At 57.5% G+C, this 17,933-nt stretch carries 11 protein-coding genes; 7 read left to right on the plus strand and 4 right to left on the minus strand.

What is annotated here, in order from left to right; genetic code table 11:
- Positions 1 to 109: 109 nt before the first annotated feature.
- On the minus strand, positions 110 to 1,609 hold the full coding sequence (locus tag JO972_RS04760) for a prenyltransferase/squalene oxidase repeat-containing protein (RefSeq protein WP_309488857.1): 1,500 nt from the start codon (positions 1,607 to 1,609) through the stop codon (positions 110 to 112).
- 285 nt (positions 1,610 to 1,894) lie between these two features.
- Here JO972_RS04760 and JO972_RS04765 point away from each other — a divergent pair, with 285 nt between their 5' ends.
- The 7 genes from JO972_RS04765 to JO972_RS04795 all read left to right on the plus strand — a co-directional run bounded on the left by JO972_RS04765 (position 1,895) and on the right by JO972_RS04795 (position 8,432).
- A complete protein-coding gene (locus tag JO972_RS04765) occupies positions 1,895 to 2,818 on the plus strand; it encodes a Gfo/Idh/MocA family oxidoreductase (protein WP_309488858.1) in 924 nt (307 codons plus the stop codon).
- 62 nt (positions 2,819 to 2,880) lie between these two features.
- The gene (locus JO972_RS04770) at positions 2,881 to 3,504 is read left to right on the plus strand and encodes a redox-sensing transcriptional repressor Rex (RefSeq protein WP_309488859.1); all 624 of its coding nucleotides are present in this window, start codon (positions 2,881 to 2,883) and stop codon (positions 3,502 to 3,504) included.
- Positions 3,505 to 3,569: 65 nt separating this feature from the next.
- Positions 3,570 to 4,103, plus strand: coding sequence for an RNA polymerase sigma factor (locus JO972_RS04775; protein WP_309488860.1), 534 nt, complete (start codon positions 3,570 to 3,572; stop codon positions 4,101 to 4,103).
- Positions 4,104 to 4,131: 28 nt separating this feature from the next.
- Positions 4,132 to 5,508 (plus strand): VWA domain-containing protein, encoded by a 1,377-nt coding sequence (locus JO972_RS04780; protein ID WP_309488861.1) that lies wholly within the window; start codon positions 4,132 to 4,134, stop codon positions 5,506 to 5,508.
- A gap of 162 nt (positions 5,509 to 5,670) precedes the next feature.
- Complete coding sequence (gene map, locus JO972_RS04785; protein WP_309488862.1) at positions 5,671 to 6,480, plus strand: type I methionyl aminopeptidase; 810 nt, start codon at positions 5,671 to 5,673, stop codon at positions 6,478 to 6,480.
- Positions 6,473 to 7,291: an NAD-dependent epimerase/dehydratase family protein gene (locus JO972_RS04790; protein WP_309488863.1), complete on the plus strand. Its 819-nt coding sequence runs from the start codon at positions 6,473 to 6,475 to the stop codon at positions 7,289 to 7,291. Before map ends, JO972_RS04790 begins: the two co-directional genes overlap by 8 nt.
- 85 nt (positions 7,292 to 7,376) lie before the next feature.
- Positions 7,377 to 8,432, plus strand: a complete 1,056-nt coding sequence (locus JO972_RS04795) for a fatty acid desaturase (RefSeq protein WP_309488864.1) — start codon at positions 7,377 to 7,379, stop codon at positions 8,430 to 8,432.
- Between the two features lie 8 nt (positions 8,433 to 8,440).
- Here the strand turns inward: JO972_RS04795 and uvrA are convergent, their stop codons facing one another.
- The 3 genes from uvrA to JO972_RS04810 all read right to left on the minus strand — a co-directional run bounded on the left by uvrA (position 8,441) and on the right by JO972_RS04810 (position 17,886).
- On the minus strand, positions 8,441 to 13,909 hold the full coding sequence (gene uvrA, locus JO972_RS04800) for an excinuclease ABC subunit UvrA (RefSeq protein ID WP_309488865.1): 5,469 nt from the start codon (positions 13,907 to 13,909) through the stop codon (positions 8,441 to 8,443).
- A 58-nt stretch (positions 13,910 to 13,967) separates the two neighbouring features.
- Entirely contained in the window at positions 13,968 to 15,164 is a 1,197-nt protein-coding gene (locus JO972_RS04805; RefSeq protein WP_309488866.1) for a serine/threonine-protein kinase, read from the minus strand.
- Positions 15,165 to 15,291: 127 nt separating this feature from the next.
- Positions 15,292 to 17,886 (minus strand): protein kinase domain-containing protein, encoded by a 2,595-nt coding sequence (locus tag JO972_RS04810; RefSeq protein ID WP_309488867.1) that lies wholly within the window; start codon positions 17,884 to 17,886, stop codon positions 15,292 to 15,294.
- Positions 17,887 to 17,933 lie beyond the last annotated feature (47 nt).

Here is a 17,933-nt window from a genome sequence, read left to right on the forward strand (position 1 = left end):
TAGTTGAGAAATACCCCTCGGCAAGATGAGAAGTATGAAAATCTGATGAAGCGGGTATAAAAAAACGGCTCCACTGTGAAGTGGAGCCGTTGGAAAGTAAGGGGTAGCCCTAGTGTTTCGAGCCTGTCGCTGGGAGGAAGCGGTAGTAAACCTCGAGCATGAAGGTCGCCAGGCAAGTGCGGTAATGCACGGCCACTTCAGATCCACCTTGGAAGCGGGCAGCCACGCCGTTGACTTTGGCCCCGCCACCGACGTTCTTGTATGTGCCGTCTTTGTTCTGATTGTTGAGCAGCTGGTCGCGGAACATGTTGTTATAATTATCCCACTCTTTGCCGCCGCGGTTGATCATCGCTTGGGCGTGGTAGTAGTGACGGTAGAGGTCGGAATCTGCGGTGTTCCAGTCGAACTTGGCATTCTTCTGGATGTAGCGTGAACCTTTGCGGACTACGGAGTCGTGGCTTTTTCCCCACATTTGGAAGGCGAGCATACCGCCTCCGGTCATGGTGAACCCTTTTTCGCCATGAGGTTTTGGCGCGGTGTAGCCGACGCCGCCGTCCGAGCTTTGCTTGCTTTTAAGGTATTCCAAGGACTCGCGAATTGGGCTGGTGAAGGTTTTTTCTTCCCAGAGGCCTGTGTGTTTGCAGGCTTTGAGTGCCTGAATGTGCCAGAGGGCGATGGAGGTATCTCCGCCGCGTTTTCCGGACATGTCGTAATCGTAATCCCAAGCTCCGGACGAGTGTTGGTGCTCGAGGATCCAGTCTCCGGATTTCTTAGTCGCATCGTTCAGTTTGGGGATGTTGATGCCCAGTTTGATGCAGAATGTTGCGGCCTCGCCGAGCGCGTAGGTGGCGATGGAGTGCTCGTATGGCCAGTGGCGGTCCTTGAAGTCATCGGCCATTTTGCCGCCATTTTTCATGCTGACATTGACGAGGTAAACGATGGCACGGGTGACGGCATCGCCGAACTCCTCGGAGTTGGGCGTTTCACAGTGGCCGAGGAAGGCAAGCAGGGCGAAACCGGTCATGGCGACTTTTTGGTCGGTCCAGCTACCATCTTTATTCTGGGTCTTTTTCAACCAGCGCAGTGAGCTCATCACGGCTTCTTCACATTTTTCATTACCGCCATTCTTGGCCAGGCGGTTCAAGCGATCATCTCTGGAACAACGCTCGCGCATGGTGGCCGGGATGCTGCCAAATCCACCGCCGCCGCCTTCGCCGTCTCCGCTGCCCCAGCCATCGCCAAAGTCATCGCCATTACCAAAGTCCATGGAGGGATCCGGAACGTCGATTTCCGGAACTGGCACGGCGGTGGTGGACGAGGTGTTCGCTGCGATCACTTTCGCCATGGAGGAAGAGGGGGCCGATGGCTTGCGCTCGACGGCGCGGGTCATTTCGCGCTTGGTCACCTTTTCCTTGTCGTCAGCTCCGGATTGGTAGGAAACGATTTCCGGGGTGAAGTTATCAACCGGCGGCAAGAGCAAGAAAAGCAGAATGATCCCGATCAGGGTGACCACCAAAAGTGAGATGATAATACTGGTGATGGTGGAGTTCCGCTGCTGTGCAGCCAGTCTGGCTTGGGCTTCTGGTGAAAGTTGGGCGTGTAAGCTCATGCTGTAGTTAATGTTGGGGTGGAATAGGAGCGAAGATACATTTCAAATTGAAGTGCAGACTACGAGACTATGATGGTTAGTAAATATAGGTTGGAGAATAACCCTGACCAGCGAAAAATATGTAATAAAAAAATTGCCAATCTTGGGTTTGGTAATCCTTCATCGATAAGATGATTCAGATTACGCTCTCGTTATAGATCAAAATTGTCAGAAAGATCTTTGGCATTTTGCGACATTTTCTTTCACGCTCTTGTCACGACGCTGGCTTTGATCTAAACAGCCACCATGAATTTAAAAGCTGGTGTGGCCGGAGCAGGCGCAATGGGGCGGAATCACGCCCGGGTGTTTTCCCTACTTGAAGGCGTGGAATTGACCGCGGTGTATGATCAGGACAAAAACCGAGCCGAGGCCGTGGCCGCCGAGTTTGGTGGTGTGGCTGTGGATACGCTGGATGCCTTTGTTGAATTGGTCGATGCCGCCACGGTCGCCGTGCCCACCATCGCGCACCGCAGTGTCGGGTGCGAACTGATGGAGAAGGGCGTGCATGTGCTGATGGAAAAACCCATCGCAGATAGCCTGGACGACGCCACGGTGCTGATCGAAACCTCCCAGAAATACGATCGCATTCTACAGGTCGGCCACATCGAACGCTTCAACCCGGTGATGCGCGAACTGGAAGATCGACTGGCAGAGCCCCGCTTCATCGAAGCACACCGACTGTCGCCATTTCCTAACCGGAGCATCGATATCGGCGTGGTTCTGGATCTCATGATTCACGATTTGGAAATCATCCTGCACCTGGTGCGCTCACCGATTGTGAGTGTGGATGCTGTGGGCGTGGCGGTGATGACCTCGCGCGAAGATATTGCCAATGCACGCATTCGCTTTGAAAACGGCTGCGTGGCCAATGTCACGGCGAGCCGGATCAGTCCGGAGCGGATGCGCAAGATCCGGGTGTTCCAAGGCGACTGCTACCTGTCCCTCGATTACCAGGAGCAGAGTGCCGGCATGTATCGTATTGGTGGCTCCGGGGTGGAGAAAGTGGATGTCAGTGTGGAAAAAGACGAGCCGCTGAAGCTCGAGCTGGCGTCGTTCGTAGAATGCGCGAAAAAGGGACAGACGCCTCAGGTGTCCGGCCAGCAAGGTGCCGCTGCGCTTGATCTGGCATTGGACATTACCAATCGGATCACCTCCAGTTTCGACAAATAATCTGACAACCTCGCGAGTTCTGCTTTCTTGACTCGAAGCGTGAGCAAGGCAAACTTCTCGTTGTGGAAAGGTTAGAAATACCGCAGAAGTCGATCTACCGGATCTCGCTCTACAGCCGCTGTCTCGAGCGGCTGGAGGCGAATGGTCATGAGATGGTCAGTTCGGCAGCTCTGGCGGCCGCCGCAGGCGTGAAATCCTCCCAGCTGCGTCGCGACTTGGCCTACTTCGGGGCTTTTGGCACCCGAGGCCGAGGTTATCCGGTGCAAGCTCTGCGCCTGGCCATTCACGAAGGTTTGGGGCGTGCGAAGCTCCAGCCGGTGATTATGGTGGGTGCCGGGAACTTGGGGCGGGCCCTGCTGCGCTACGATGGTTTCAAGAAAGAAGGTTACGACATCCTCGCTGCTTTCGACTCGGATTCCGAAAAATTGTCCGAGAAAAGCATCCCTGTGCCACTTTTTCCCTCGGAGGAGATTGCTTCCTTCGCCCGCCAACACCACGTGAAAATGGCAATCCTCTGTGTGCCCGCCGCGCATGCCCAGGAGGCGGTGAATGTACTGGTGGAGGCCGGCATCCAAGGCGTGCTTAACTTTTCCCCGGCCGTGCTCCAGGTGCCTGCGGATGTCACCGTGAACAACGTCGACCTCGCCCTGGAGTTGGAAAATTTGAGCTATTTCGTGCGCAAATAGCGATTGTTGCTTTTTTCCCCAAGAAAATCTGAGCCACTGCGTTTCACCCCATAGAACTTGCCTCAATGGGCGATCCAAACGACAAAGATATGGTGGAAACCAGCTCAGAACTGGTCGAACGGGCGATCTCGGAATTCGAGTCCCCCCTGATCGGCTACGCCAAGACCATCGTGCATGATCTTGATCGCGCTCGCGACGTGGTTCAGGACACCTTCATCCGCCTCTACCAGCAGGACGCAGGCAAGGTGAACGACGGCTTGAAGTCCTGGCTGTTTACCGTCTGCCGCAACCGCGCTCTCGATGTGCTGCGGAAGGAAAAACGCATGGTCCCCACCGATGAGGACCTGCTGGCCGCCCAGGACAGCGGCACCGATTCTCCCGCCACCATCACCGTGGCGCAAGAACGGGTCGAGCAGGTGAAAGCCTGTATTTCCAAGCTCCCGGAGAACCAGGCCACAGTGATTCTGCTCAAGTTCGAAAAAGGCTACAGCTACCAGGAAATCAGCGATCAAACCGGGCTGAGCACCGGCAATGTGGGCTTCCTGATCCACACCGGCATGAAGCGCCTGCGCTCCATCCTTCCCGACGACCTCAAATAATTTTACCCCACGAACACCCACCACCGAGATGAAAATCGACGTTAATGACCCACGCATCACCGCTTTTGCACTAGGCGAACTGACCGGCAGCGAGGCTGTTGAGATCGCACGGGCGATGCACTCAGACCCACGCATTCGCCGTGCGGTGGACGAGGTGCGGGAAACGGCCTCCCTGCTGCACGGCACGCTGGGAGATGGAGCCAATGAATTTCTTACCCCGGAGCAGCGGAAAACGGTTCGCAGTGCCGGCGGGGGACCGGTGATCGAGGACATCGCCAGCGGCCAGGTGCCATTCTGGAAACGCCCGGCCGTGGTCGGTATCGGCGCGGCTGCGGCCGTGGCGATCGGTTTGTTCCTCAGCCAGCGCAGTGGCCACCAGCCGCAGCCAAGAGATCTCGCCGACGGCGGGAATGGTATGGACTGGAGTCAGGTGGATATGGAAAACCTCAGCTCGCCAGCCGTGGTCGATGGCTCGGGTGGCGATGTCGCACCAGCACCGAACAGCGACCCAGAGTCCACGGCTCGCTCGGTGGCCTCGGCCATCAGTGAAGATACCGATCGCTACCGCCGAGAACTGACCAGACGGATCAATCAGCAGGATTTACAATCCCCTTTGCCGATGCCCGAGCTTGAGGAGGCGGATTGGAAAAACATTGGCTCCGGCAGCTCCTCCTTTGAGGTGCCTGTGGCGTCCGGCGCCTCCAGCTGGCCGCTACTACGGCGCTATGTCACCGAGCGGAAAACGCTGCCGCCAGCACGCGCTATTCGCATCGAGGAGCTGGTGAACCACTTTGGCTACCGCCCACCCAGCATGCTGAAGGGGAATGGGTTGGTCGCGGATTTCGAGCTTTGTCAAACACCCTGGAACCCCGCCACCATCCTGCTGGCCGTGCACCTTGGAGCCGCCAGCGCTCAGCCACCGACTGCCGCTGCGGTGGTGGATTTCAATCCTGATAACGTCAAACGTGCGCGTTTGTTAGGTTATGCCGGGGTGAAGCCGGGCATGGCCGCTGCACCGGCGGGGCCTGGCAAGCTATCGCGCTCGCACGGGAACTATGTGATCTACGAGCTGCAGCCGAATGAAGCCGCTACGGGTGCCATCTCGGAGGCGGCAACGCTCGTCACGCTGCGTCTCGGAACTCAGCCTGAGGACTTGCTGAACATGACAGGAGGTCAGGTGCAGGCATGGACTGCCGCCAGTGCGGACCTGCGCTTCGCATCCACTGTCACCGCCACCGGGATGCTGCTGTCGGAGACTTCAGCGAGAGGAAAGCTGGATGCAGGAGAACTGCTCTCGATGGTGGACGTCATTGAGCAAAACGATCTCGGCCCATTTCCTGACGCCCGTGGCGAGGCGCTTGAGTTGCTCAAGGCGATTGCCGCACTTTTGGCCCAGGGCGAATAGTCGATCTCGGAGAGCCGGGCGGGGGATCTCCGTAACTGCGGGGCTTTTTGCTTTTCATCCCGCATAAAAGCGGTATGCCTGCCCCCAGCCGGTCGACCCGACCACGAGCCCCACTGAGGGCCGCTGCGCACAGTCCGTGCGGAACCTAAGCATTTTATTATCATGGCCAAAAAAATCCGAATCCCGATCAAGACTCCAGCCGACATCAGAAAGATGCGCGTCGCCTGTGAAACCGCCAGTGAGATCCTCCAGCTCTGTGCCAAAGCCGTGGCACCTGGGAAGACCACCGGTGAGATCGATGCCTACGCGGCCGAGCTGATCAAGGAGCGCGGCTGCAAAAGTGCCTTCCTCGGCTACCGTGGATTCCCTGGCAATATCTGTATTTCCCGAAACGAGGAAGTGGTGCACGGAATCGGCTCGGACACCGTGATCCAAGAGGGCGACATCATGAAAATCGACGTCGGCATCACCAAGGGCGGCTGGATCGGCGATAACGCCACCACCGTGCCGGCCGGCGAAATCGATCTGGAAACCAAACGTCTGCTCTGTGCGACGGAACAATCACTTTACGAGGCCATCGATCACGCCCGCAACGGTGTGCTGTTAGCTGACCTCTGTGGTTCTGTGGAAGCGCATGTGAAGAAGTTCAATTTCACCGTGGTGAAGGAATTTGTCGGTCACGGTGTGGGACGAAATCTGCACGAAGAGCCGCAGGTGCCGAACTTCCGACCACACGGTCGTTCTCCCAAGCTGCGACCGGGCATGGTGCTCGCCATCGAACCGATGGTGAACGCCGGGGTGCCGGATGTCACCATTCTCGACGATGGCTGGACCGTCATCACCAACGATCGCAAATACTCTTCTCACTTCGAGCACACGGTGCTGGTGACCGAAGGAAAACCGGACATTCTCACGGCGCGTCCGCGCGAAGCCACGGAGGAGTTGTTAGGCATTTCCATGAGCGATGCCTAGTCTGCTCATCGCCGGTCACGGCTTTCTAGGCGCTGCGTTGAAAGATGAATTCAACGCGGCTGGCTGGGAGGTGACCACCCTTAGCCGCAGTGAGGACGCCGACATCTGCTGCGATCTCACCTGTTCCGATCAGGTGATGGCTATTGCCGGCGACTACGATGTGGTCATCCAGTGCGCCTCCAGTGGCGGTGGAGGCGAGGAAAAGTATCGGCAGGTTTATCTGGAATCTGCGAAGCATCTGATCGCACGCTTTCCAGCGAGCTCGTTGATCTACGTCTCCAGCACCTCGGTCTATGCCCAGGAAGACCACAGTGAGGTTTGTGAAGCCAGTGTGGCTGCACCGAAAACGGCCACCGGGAAAATTCTGAAGCAAACCGAGGATCTGGTGCTGGCGGCCGGAGGTCGGGTCGCTCGACTCTCAGGCCTCTACGGGCCGGGGCGCTGCCACATTGTCAAAAACCTGCTCGCAGGAAAAGCTCGGCTCGATGGCGAGGGCGAGCGTGTGATGAATTTTGTGCATCGAGCCGATGCCGCGTCAGCGCTGAGACTGATCGCGGAACAGCCCGGCAGCGGCGATGTTCTCTATAACGTCTCCGCCGGTTCCTGCACCCAGCGGCAGTGCTATCAGGCACTGGCCGATCACTTTGGCCTGCCGCTGTCAGAAAGCGCAGCAACCACGGACCAGCCGAGAAAACGGGGCAATAGCAGCAAATACGTGCGCTGCACCCACCTGGAAGCGCTCGGCTGGCAGCCACGCTACCCGGATTTTCTGTCTATGGCCCTGGCCTGTCTGCCGGAAGAGCACGATTGATCGGGTCGGCGATCCTCGCCAATTGACATGTTTTAGGCGATGCGATAATAACTCGTGGCATCCTCCCAACGCACCTCAAGGAAGTATGCCCACCCAACCATCTGCACCGCAGCCAGGAACCTCTGATTCTGGAAAAGTCCGCCACGTTGCGTGGTGTTTATTGCCTCACCTTCTGTTTGTTCTCCTGGCCCTTGGGGTCTGGTTGAGCGGCTGGTGGATGGTGCTGCCTTTGGCTTTTTTACTGGTGGTGGTTCCATTGTTAGATACGGTCACTGGCTGGCAGGACACCGGAGAGTTTGAAAAAGGAAGCTTTGGCCCTCTGGCGCTGTCGGTGCTCCACTGGAACACGCGACTCTACGCCCTGGGCTACATCGGCACCGTGGTTTGGTTGGCGATGCATATCGAGCGCTTCAGCCCATTGGAGCTTGGCCTTTTACTTCCCTCGGTGAGCTTGATCGGAGGGATTGCCTTTGCCGCCTGCCACGAGCTGCTGCATGGCAAAGAGCGGATGGATCAATTTTGTCAGCGGATCACCACCACCTTCATTTTTTACCCCCACTACAAGCTCATCCACATTCGCAGTCACCACGTTCATGCTGGCACTGACCACGATGAGAACACGGCGTGGATGAACGAAAGTATCTACGCATACATCATCCGCACCATCCCCGGTAGCATGCTGCGCTCCTGGCAGATGGAGGCAAAGCGGTCGGGCTTCTTCAGCAACAAAATGGTGACCTACGCCGTGGGGCAGGTGGCGATTTTACTGCTAATGTGGCTGATCGCCGGTCCTTGGGGATTCTTGTTCTACATCACGCACGTCGTGGGATCGCATTTCGTCCTGGAGGCGGTGAATTACATCCAGCACTACGGTCTGCTGCGTGAGAAGGTGGAGGAAACCGGGAAGTTTGAAAAAACCGGGGCAGAACACTCATGGGACACCTATCACTTTTTCTCCAGCTTCGTCACCTTCCGCGTGGGACACCACTCCTACCACCATCTGGCGGTGAAACCTTACTATCTGTTAGCCACCGAGGAAAAAGCCCCGAAGCTGCCGGCTGGTTACTTCTGGACCATCGCCGTGGTGCTGCTGCCGCCATGGTGGCGTAAGGTGGCGCATGCCCGACTTGGGGTGGAATAGAGAAGGTGCTAGAGGTCAAGGAAGGGAGCGGTGCGCGAGGTCTTGGACTTGGCAACGTGTTCGGGGGTGCCTTGGCTGACGATTTTGCCTCCTTTCTCTCCCGCCTCCGGGCCGATGTCGATGATGTAGTCGGCCTCCGCCATGATGGCCGTGTGGTGCTCGATGACGATGACCGTGTGGCCTTCGTTGACCAGGCGATGCAGCACGTCGATGAGTTTCCTAACATCCTCTTCGTGCAGGCCGATGCTGGGCTCTTCGATTAGGTAGAGGTTGTTGTTTTGCAGAGCTCCCTTGGTCAGTGACTTCCGTCCCTTGGTGAGCTCACTGACTAGCTTGATCCGCTGGGCCTCGCCGCCGGAGAGCGTGGGGCTGGGCTGGCCGAGCTGAAGGTAGCCGAGGCCGGTGTCGCTGAGCAGGGCGAGGGTGCGGTGGATTTTGGTGTGGGCGTGGAAAAAGTCGGCCGCCTCGCGGATGTTCATTTTCAGCACCTCACCGATGTTCTTGCCGTTGTAGCGAATTTCCAGAGTCGCGGGATTATAGCGCATCTCGTTGCAGGCCTCGCAGGGCACCCAGGTGGTGGGGAGGAAGTCCATCTCTAACTTGATCCTGCCATTGCCCTTGCATTCCGGGCATTGGCCTTCGGCATTGTTGAACGAGAAGCGGGAGGCGGTGAAGCCGCGGGTGCGGGCGTCGGGGAGCTGGGCGAAGGTTTGCCTGATCGCGTCTAGCAGCTTTACGTAGGTCGCTGGGCAGGAGCGCGAGGTTTTCCCGATCGGTGTCTGATCGACCTCGAAGGTGTGCTTGATCTTGGAAAAGCCGGTGGCCTTGTCAAATGGACGGTCCTTGGCTTTGGATGTCTTGCCTGCGGCGATCGCGATGCAGCCACGCATTAGCGACGACTTACCACAGCCCGACACTCCGGTGAGCACAGTGAGTCGTGCCTGGGGGATGCGGACATCGATGTTCTTCAGGTTGTTGGCCCGACAGCCGGTGAGCTTCATCCAGCCGGATTTGGCAGATACTTTTGGCAGTGAGCGGCGTGGGTGGTCTTCCTTCATCACCGCCGGAGCGGAGGTGGTTTCGGGCGGTTTGCCATCGTAGGTCACTTCACCGCCGAGCACACCGGCACCCGGGCCGAGCTCGATCAGGTGGGACGCGCGGGCGATGGTTTCATCATCGTGCTCCACGACTAACAGCGAGTTGCCACGATCGCGCAGGGCGGCGAGGGTGTCGAGCAGCTTGACGTTGTCACGCGGGTGCAGACCGATGGTTGGTTCGTCTAACACATAGAGCACACCGCGCAGGTTCGATCCCAGCTGGGCGGCGAGGCGGATGCGTTGGCTTTCACCACCCGAGAGGGTGTCGGCAGAGCGATCCAGCTGCAAGTATCCCAGACCGACATGATCGAGGAAATGCAGACGCTGGATGATTTCCGGCAGGATGTCGCGTGCCAGAAGTTGCTCGCGATCGGCAAATTTCCAGGTTTCTAACAATTCCGCGGCTTCAGTGACGGAGAGCGCATTGATCGCATAGATTGGGTGCCCCTTGATCAGCACGTGGCGCGAGTCTTCACGGAGTCGGCTGCCCTGGCAATCCGGGCAGGGGACGCGGGCGTCCGGATCGTTGTTGGCCAGTGTCTCGTGAATTTCCGCTTCGAGAGCCGAGTTGTATTGATCGGTCTTCACGCGCTTGCTCGCGCCGGCGTTGATAGTGCCGTAGCCGCGGCAGCGTGGGCACCAGCCGCGGTGTGAGTTGAAGGAAAAATGATGAGGGTCCGGGTCTTCAAACGACTTACCGGTCACCGGTGAAACCCGGGCGGTGGAGAAGGCGATGAGCTCGCTGTCCGACGGCTTGAGCAGCACGGAGCAGTGACCTTTGCCCATTTTCAAAGCCTCCTCACTGCTATCGCAGACGGCGAAGATATCGTGCACCTTGTAACGGGTGAGAGGTTCGAAATCGGCGGTGTTGATCAGCTGGCCATCCACTAACAATTGCTTGGTGCCCCTGCGCGCAGCGGCGGCGGCGACATCGGTGTGGTAACCTTTCCTCGAGCGGATCAGCGGTGCGAGGATGAGGAGGTTTTTGTGTTTCTTCCTAAGCTTTTCAATCTGCAGCTCGATCGCTTCTGCGGTCTGCGAGATCACTGGTTCGCCGGATTCCGGGCAGTGCTGGATGCCGAGCTTGGCGTAGAGTAGGCGGAGGAAGTGATAGATCTCGGTGACGGTTCCGGTGGTCGATTTGCCACCGCCTCGGGAGACGCGCTGCGCGATGGCGACGGTGGGAGGCAGGCCGGTGATGCGATCGATGTCGGGCTTCTCTAACTGACCGGCAAACTGGCGGGCGTAGGGCGACATCGAATCGAGGAAACGCCGTTGCCCCTCGGCAAACACGATGTCAAAGGCGAGGGTGGATTTGCCGGATCCGGAGAGGCCGGTGACGACCACCAATTCATCGCGGGGGATTTCTACCGAGATGTCCTTGAGGTTGTGCTCGCGCGCGCCGGAGATGACGATGGAGTTGTTGTTTTTGACAGAATGAACAGAATTTTTCAGAATTTTCTTAGTACTCTGTGTGCTGGGATTGAGGGCTTTGGCGGTTTCTGTTTTTTTCTTTAGGATTTGATCGGGGGTGCCGGTGAAGACGATTTCGCCACCGTCGACACCTGGTCCCGGACCGAGGTCGATGATGTGATCGCAGGCGCGGATGACGTCGAGGTTGTGCTCGATGACGAGCAGGGTGTGGCCGGCGTCGGCGAGGCGATGGAAGACTTCTAACAACCTTTCGATGTCGGTGAAATGCAGGCCCGTGGTGGGTTCGTCGAGGATCAGTAGTCGGGTCTTCGCTTCGCCTGCGGCCTTTTTCTTGGTCCCCGATTCTGCCAGCACGCCGCAGAGTTTGAGTCGCTGGGACTCGCCGCCGGAGAGGGTGTTGAGTGGTTGACCGAGACGCAGGTAGCCGAGGCCGACATCGATCAGTGGCTGCAGCGCGGATTGGATTTTTTTCCGCAAGGTGGCTTCCTTGCCGCTGTGTGATTCGGCTTCGAAAGCGGCAACCGCCTCGGTGGCTGTTAGGCTGAGGGTTTCGGCGATGTTGCGTCCGTCGTATTCGTATTCGAGAGTCTTTTGGTGGTAGCGTTTTCCCTCGCACTCCGGACAGGTGATGTAGAGATCGGAGAGGAATTGCATCTCGACTTTTTCAAAGCCATTGCCGAGGCAGCGCTGGCAGCGGCCGTCGCCTGAGTTGAAGGAAAAGTAGCCGGGTTTCAGCTTCTGCGCCTTGGCCTCGGGCGTCATGGTGAACAGCTGACGGATCGCTTCAAAGGCGCCGGAGTGCACGGCGGGGGTCGAGCGTGGCGTGCGGGTCAGCGGTGATTGATCGATCCGCTCGACCGTGCGGATGTGATTGCTGCCGGTGATGTTCTTGATCGGTGCCGCTTCATCGCTGGCGGTCAGGCCGAGTTGGCTGGCGAGATTGAGGTAGAGCACGTCATTGGCCAAGGTGGATTTGCCCGATCCGGAGACGCCTGTTAGGCAGGTGAAAATTCCGAGTGGTAGATCGAAATCGAGGTTCTTGATGTTATGCCGATTGGCGCCGGTGATCTTGAGATGCTGTTTGGCTTTCCGGCGTTTTTTCGGGACGCTGATGCTTTGCTGGCCGCTGAGGTAGGGCAGGGTGGTCGACTGCGGGAAGCGGCTGAGCGACTTCTTGAGTTGGGCCTGACGGCCGGACAGCTCAGCCACGATTTCACCCCCATGTTCACCGGCGGCGGGGCCGAGGTCGATCAGGTGATCGCAAGCGCGCATGACGGTTTCCTCATGCTCCACCACGACCACGGTGTTCCCCTTGTCGCGGAGATCGTTCATCACGCGGACCAGCTGATCGATATCGCGCTGGTGCAGGCCGACGGTTGGTTCATCGAGGACGAAAAGTGTGTTGGTCAGCGCGGCGCCGAGGCAGGTGGTGAGGTTGACACGTTCGATTTCGCCGCCGGAGAGGGTGTTGGCCGCGCGGTCGAGGGTGAGGTAAGTGAGACCGACATCGCAGAGGTAGGACAAGCGGGACTTCACCTCGGTGAGGGCGTGCAGGGTGCTGGAATCGAAGCCGGATTTCTTTTTCGACGTGTCAAAATGCTCGGCAAACCAATCGCAGAGCCGGTTGATCGGCATGCTCCAGAGGTCCGGCAGGGTTTGGCCATGGATTTTGAAACAGAGCGCCTCGGGGGTGAGGCGGGAGCCGTTGCAGTGAGGGCAGTCGGTGTAGGCGCGGTAGCGAGACAGGAAGACGCGGACGTGCATCTTGTAGGACTTGGTCTCGACCCAATCGAAGAAGCCTTTCACGCCATACCACTCGCCGCTTTCCCAGGCATCCTCCGAGTTCTCGCGCTCGCCACGCATCAGCCAGCGGCGTTCGTGTTCTTCGAGTTCGAAGTAAGGCGTGTTGATATCGATGCCGTTGGCTTTGGCGGCTCTGAGCAGGTCACGTTGACAATCGGCGCCGCGCGAGGTCTGGAAAGGAGCGACGCAGCCCTGTTTGATGCTCAGTGAGGGATCGGGGATGGCTTTCGAGAGATCGATGCCGATCATCCGACCAAATCCGCGGCAATGTTCGCAGGCTCCCAGTGGCGAGTTGAATGAGAACAGGGAGGCGGTTGGACGGCGGAGGGTGAAGCCGGTGTTCGGATTTTTCCACTGGGTGGAGAAATCTTGCTGGCTTGGTTTTTTCCCCGCTGTCGAGACGATGCTGCACTCTCCTTTGCCGAGTGACAGGCTGGTCTCGATCGCCTCTAACAATCGGGCTCGATTGCGTGTGGTGATCTTCACACGGTCCTGAACGACGAGGCTCTTGCCGGAAAGCTTGGCCTTAGATTTTTCCGGAGCCTCATCGGTGCGGATGATTTCGCCGCCGTGGAAAATCCGGGTGTATCCCTGCTGGTTGAGAATTTCAAAGGTATCGGCAATGTCGCCCTGTGCGGGGAGATCGACGGGGAAAACGACCAATGCCTGCTCGTCAGCCAAGTTTTCCAAACACCACGCGAGAATGCTGTCGGGGCTGTCGGGTGTGATTTCCTCGCCGGTCTTCGGATCGTATCCGACCGCGAGGCGGGGGTAGAGCAGCTTGAGGTAATCGTTCAGCTCGGTGAGCGTGCCCACGGTCGAGCGGGTGGTGCGGATGGTGTTCTTCTGCTCGATGGCGATGGCGGGCGGGATTCCATCGATGCGATCGACTGCAGGCTTGTCCATGCGGTCCAAAAATTGGCGGACGTAGGGAGAAAATGTTTCCACATAACGCCGCTGCCCCTCCGCGTAGAGGGTGTGGAAGGCCAAGGAAGATTTCCCCGATCCGGACGGGCCGGTGATCACGCTGAACTTGCCGAGGGGGATCTCGAGATCCAGATTTTTCAGGTTGTGTTGGCGTGCGCCTTTGATGCTGATGACATCGGTCTGGGCGGCATTCTGACTACGTTTCTTCGGTGGCACGCAGCCACTATGCTTGCTGTGTGCAGAAAAGCAAATCCGAGAATCGGGCGGTCAGAGATTACAGGCTGTTGGCGGTAATCCCTGGTCCGATCGTGGGTTCAGTCCTGTTTTCATCGTTCTCCAGCACGGATTGCTTGGGCTGAGAACTTGGTTGAGTCATCCTGCTGGTGGCGGGCCCGGAATCGACTTGGGTGTGGCTGATCACCAGACCGGTGACCAAAAATGCGATGGCCAAGCAGGCGGCGAGAGCCAACTTGGTGGACCAAGATGTTTCGCGTGAATGATCCAATTTCGGTGATTCGTTAGCTGGAGGTTCTTCCCCGTTGATGGGCTTTACCTTGGGTGGGGGTGTAGGAGCCACAGCCACGATCGGACTTGAGGGAACGCGACGCACCATTTGCGGATGGTTCACCGGAGTGTGTAGTAGCGGTGTGGGGCTTAGCATCTGTCCGGCGAGCACTTTATCAAGATCTGCAGCGAGGTCCTCGGCTTTGTGGTAGCGCATCGATGGGCTTGGGTGGATGGCACGCATGACGATGCTGTCGTAGCGGGGATCCACGGTGACTAGGCTGGATGGCGGCAGGTAGGGCGACTGCGGAAGCTGCCCGGTGAGTAGCTCATGGAGTAGCACTCCGAGGGAGAAAATATCAGCTCGCTGGTCGGCACTGAATGGAGGCGTAATGACCTCGGGCGCGGTGTAACCCGGAGTGCCAAAGACGGTTTCGCCTTTCTTGGTAGATTCATCCGACTGGTGGGCGAGGCCGAAATCGACCACCACTGGGTTGATCTTGGAATCGACGAGGATGTTGGCCGGTTTAATATCGCGGTGTAGGATTCCCGAGTTATGGGCATCGGCTAGCGCTTTACTCACGGTAGAAATCAGAGCTGCGGCCTCGTGGGCTTCGACAGACTTACCGTGGGCGGCATCGTGAAGTGAACGGCCTTGGACGAACTGCATCACGATATACAGCAAGCCGTGCGCTTCGCCGTAATCGTAGATTGAAACCAAGTTTGGATGGTTGAGCTTGGCCATCACTTGGGCCTCGCACTTGAAAATTTGGCGGAACTGGAGCGAGGACGAACAGGCGTGTGTAAGCACCTTGATGGCCACCGTGCGGTCCAATGAAATCTGCCGTGCGCGGTAGACGGCGCCCATGCCACCGGTCGCAATCAGCTCCACACGGTCATAGGCCGGTAGGTATGATTCGATCTCCTCTGCGCTAGGCGAGGTGTTCGCGGTGGGCTTCGATGTCATGTCCAGAAGGATTTGACATCAACTACTAAGGAAGTTTTAATATTACGTCAAGCGGAACCGATCCTTTTTTAAAAAACGACAGTAGCTTTGCTTTGGTAATTCAATAGATTGTCCAAAAGTGTGTTTTTTACTGGCTATTCAGTATATACTTTTCGAAGGCCAATGGCTGACTGTGCGATTTGGTGATCTCTTTACGCACGCGTGTCAGGTGGGATTTCAGTCCTTTGCTAGAGAGCTCTTGGGCGATTTTTTCCAAGTTGGCGCGGTATTTCTCACTGAGGCTCTGGATTTCCGCAGCGTATTTTGCGGTGGTCAGAGTCTGTCGGTTAATGCGGGAGTCGAGGATCTCGGTGACTTTGGCCGGCATATTGGCCCGAGGGATGTCATCGGGGATGCGATTGCCTGGATAGCGGCTGGTCATGATGGCCAAGCCTGGGCGGACCGCTTCGGCGACTGACTTGGAGAGGCTTCGTTCGTAAGCTCTCAATTCCTGCTCGTAGCCTTTGATGTTATTGGAATACTCTTTGTCGTAGCGTTGCTGAATGTCCTTGATCAAGGCGGCGCATTTTTGACGTAGGGGAGTAAGTTGATCGTTGCCATCGCCGATGTCGGCGACTTCCTCGTTACCTTCTCCGTCTTGGCTCCACTCGATAATCAAATGCGAGGATTTACCTGAGGCAGGGAAGTCGTTCCAATTTTGATTGGCTGTAATGGCGCAACCGGCTGCGATGGTCGGTTTGGCATTCGGGGCACCTTGATTCCAGTTGGCGAATTCCCAAGCCTCGCCGTTGGCCCACTGCCAGGAGCCGTTCGGTGGGCGGTGACCGCCAATCCAGCAGACCTCTCCTTTACCCAAGGCGGCTGCTACGAACTCGACGAGCCAGACATTTTCGTCCGGATTGGATGGGACGGCGAGAGTGGCACCTCCGATTTCAGCCAGGGCTTGGGCCTCTTGCCAGGTGGCTCGCTTCTGCAGTAGGAGGTAGTGCCGATTATCATATGAGGTGGTTCCAGCCGGGTATTGAGGATCTCCGTTGGCGATGGACTCTGCGCAGCGCTTCAGTTGGTTCTCAACGGTGCCTGGATTCGTTCCATCCATGTTCCACTCGATGAAAAAGGTGCGTTTGGCGGTTGCAGGCACAGGCTCGAGGATGGAGGTATCGTCGACAGCTACGTAAGCGGCTTTGGACGTGCTGCGGATTTCCTGATTCCATGGAGTGCCATCGACCCAGCGCCACTGACCGTCACCTGCGCTGCCTGCGCCGAGCCAGATTTTCTGATCGGATTCCAATTTACCACAAAGCCATTGCAGATCGGCCTCAGTAGGAAGAACGGCGATGTAGCCACCGTGGCGGGCGCAGAAGTTCTGGGCCTGGTGCCAAGTTAGATTGTTCCGAATATACATCCGCGCGCGGCCATCGCGGGTGAAAGTGCCCTTAGGCATCTCACTGCGCATTCCTTGGGCCAACTTGGGACGGAGTCGCATCAATGTCTGCCATGGTGTTTCCTCTTTGACAGGGGGCGGTGTGAGTTTTTTAACAGGGGGAGTCGGTTGGACGCGTTTGGGGGCATTTGCTAGAGCCGCCTTGGCTTTTTCCTCTCGTTTTTTCTGCTTTTCCTCATCCTGCTGCTTCACCAAGTCGTTTTCTGCAGCGCGTTCCGCTCTGACTGCTTTCAGGCTTTCCCAAGCAATGTAAATCGCGGCGAGCAAGCCGATGATGATGATCACATTGCGGATGAAAGGCACATTGGAACCGACCTTGGGAGGTGGCACCGATGCAGGGGTGGATCTAGCCCGAGAGCCCGCAGCAGAGGCTTGTAAACCCGGACGGCTGCCCGCGGCGGCAGGGACGGCAAGAGCGTTTCTGTTGTTTGAATGAGTGGCGGGGCGAGTCAGTAGGCGATTCGACGAGTTCTGCTGACAGACCTTTTCCAGCTCGTCAGCCATGTCATCGGCGCTGCGGTAGCGCATGGTGGGCGTCGGGTGCGTGGCTTTGCGGATGATTTGATCAAACCTCGCATCGCACTTGGCAATGGTCGAAGCGGGTGTGTAAACGTTATCCGGCAGAGCTCCGGTGAGTAGCTCGTAGAGCATCACGCCCACAGAGTAGATATCGGTGCTCTGGTCGACCGCGCTGGGGTCGTTCATCACTTCCGGCGCCGTGTAGCCGGGGGTGCCAAAAGCGCTGTCGCTCTCGTGATCGCCGACGGGACGCGCCAAACCAAAGTCACCAATTTTTGGAGATGCTTTGGGTCCGAGCAGGATATTTGCCGGTTTGATATCGCGGTGCAAAATCCCATGACTATGCGCGCTGCTGAGCCCCTTACAGATGCCGATAATAATCCGGCTGGCTTCCTCTGGATCGATGGTTTTCCCGTAGGAGTAGTGATAGAGAGACTCTCCATGCACCATCTCCATGATGATGTAGAGTAGGCCATCAACCTGACCAAAATCGTAGATCCCGATCAAGTTCGGGTGGTTGAACTTGGCCATACTTTTCGCCTCCGCTTGAAATGAAGCGCGGAAGCTTGCATCGGCTCCGTATTGGCGGGGCAGAATCTTGATCGCTACTTCACGGTCTAACGATTTTTGGCGAGCGAGATAGACGGCTCCCATGCCCCCTTTGGCAATAAAGGAGAGAATTTCATAGGCCGGGAGTAAACCAGCGATTTCTTCGATCTCAGGGGGCGTGAAATCGTCGGGTGTAGGTGTTGGGGTCATCGAGAAAAAGGTTAGGTAAAATTCGTCTTGAAATCGGTTAGGTGACT

Source organism: Oceaniferula flava (assembly GCF_016811075.1).
Taxonomy (GTDB): domain Bacteria; phylum Verrucomicrobiota; class Verrucomicrobiia; order Verrucomicrobiales; family Akkermansiaceae; genus Oceaniferula; species Oceaniferula flava.

Coding starts and splice junctions, on each gene's coding strand:
- JO972_RS04760 (WP_309488857.1), bottom strand. CDS start 1,609: ATGAGCTTACACGCCCAACTTTCACCAGAAGCCCAAGCCAGACTGGCT.
- JO972_RS04765 (WP_309488858.1), top strand. CDS start 1,895: ATGAATTTAAAAGCTGGTGTGGCCGGAGCAGGCGCAATGGGGCGGAAT.
- JO972_RS04775 (WP_309488860.1), top strand. CDS start 3,570: ATGGGCGATCCAAACGACAAAGATATGGTGGAAACCAGCTCAGAACTG.
- JO972_RS04780 (WP_309488861.1), top strand. CDS start 4,132: ATGAAAATCGACGTTAATGACCCACGCATCACCGCTTTTGCACTAGGC.
- map (WP_309488862.1), top strand. CDS start 5,671: ATGGCCAAAAAAATCCGAATCCCGATCAAGACTCCAGCCGACATCAGA.
- JO972_RS04790 (WP_309488863.1), top strand. CDS start 6,473: ATGCCTAGTCTGCTCATCGCCGGTCACGGCTTTCTAGGCGCTGCGTTG.
- JO972_RS04795 (WP_309488864.1), top strand. CDS start 7,377: ATGCCCACCCAACCATCTGCACCGCAGCCAGGAACCTCTGATTCTGGA.
- JO972_RS04805 (WP_309488866.1), bottom strand. CDS start 15,164: ATGACATCGAAGCCCACCGCGAACACCTCGCCTAGCGCAGAGGAGATC.
- JO972_RS04810 (WP_309488867.1), bottom strand. CDS start 17,886: ATGACCCCAACACCTACACCCGACGATTTCACGCCCCCTGAGATCGAA.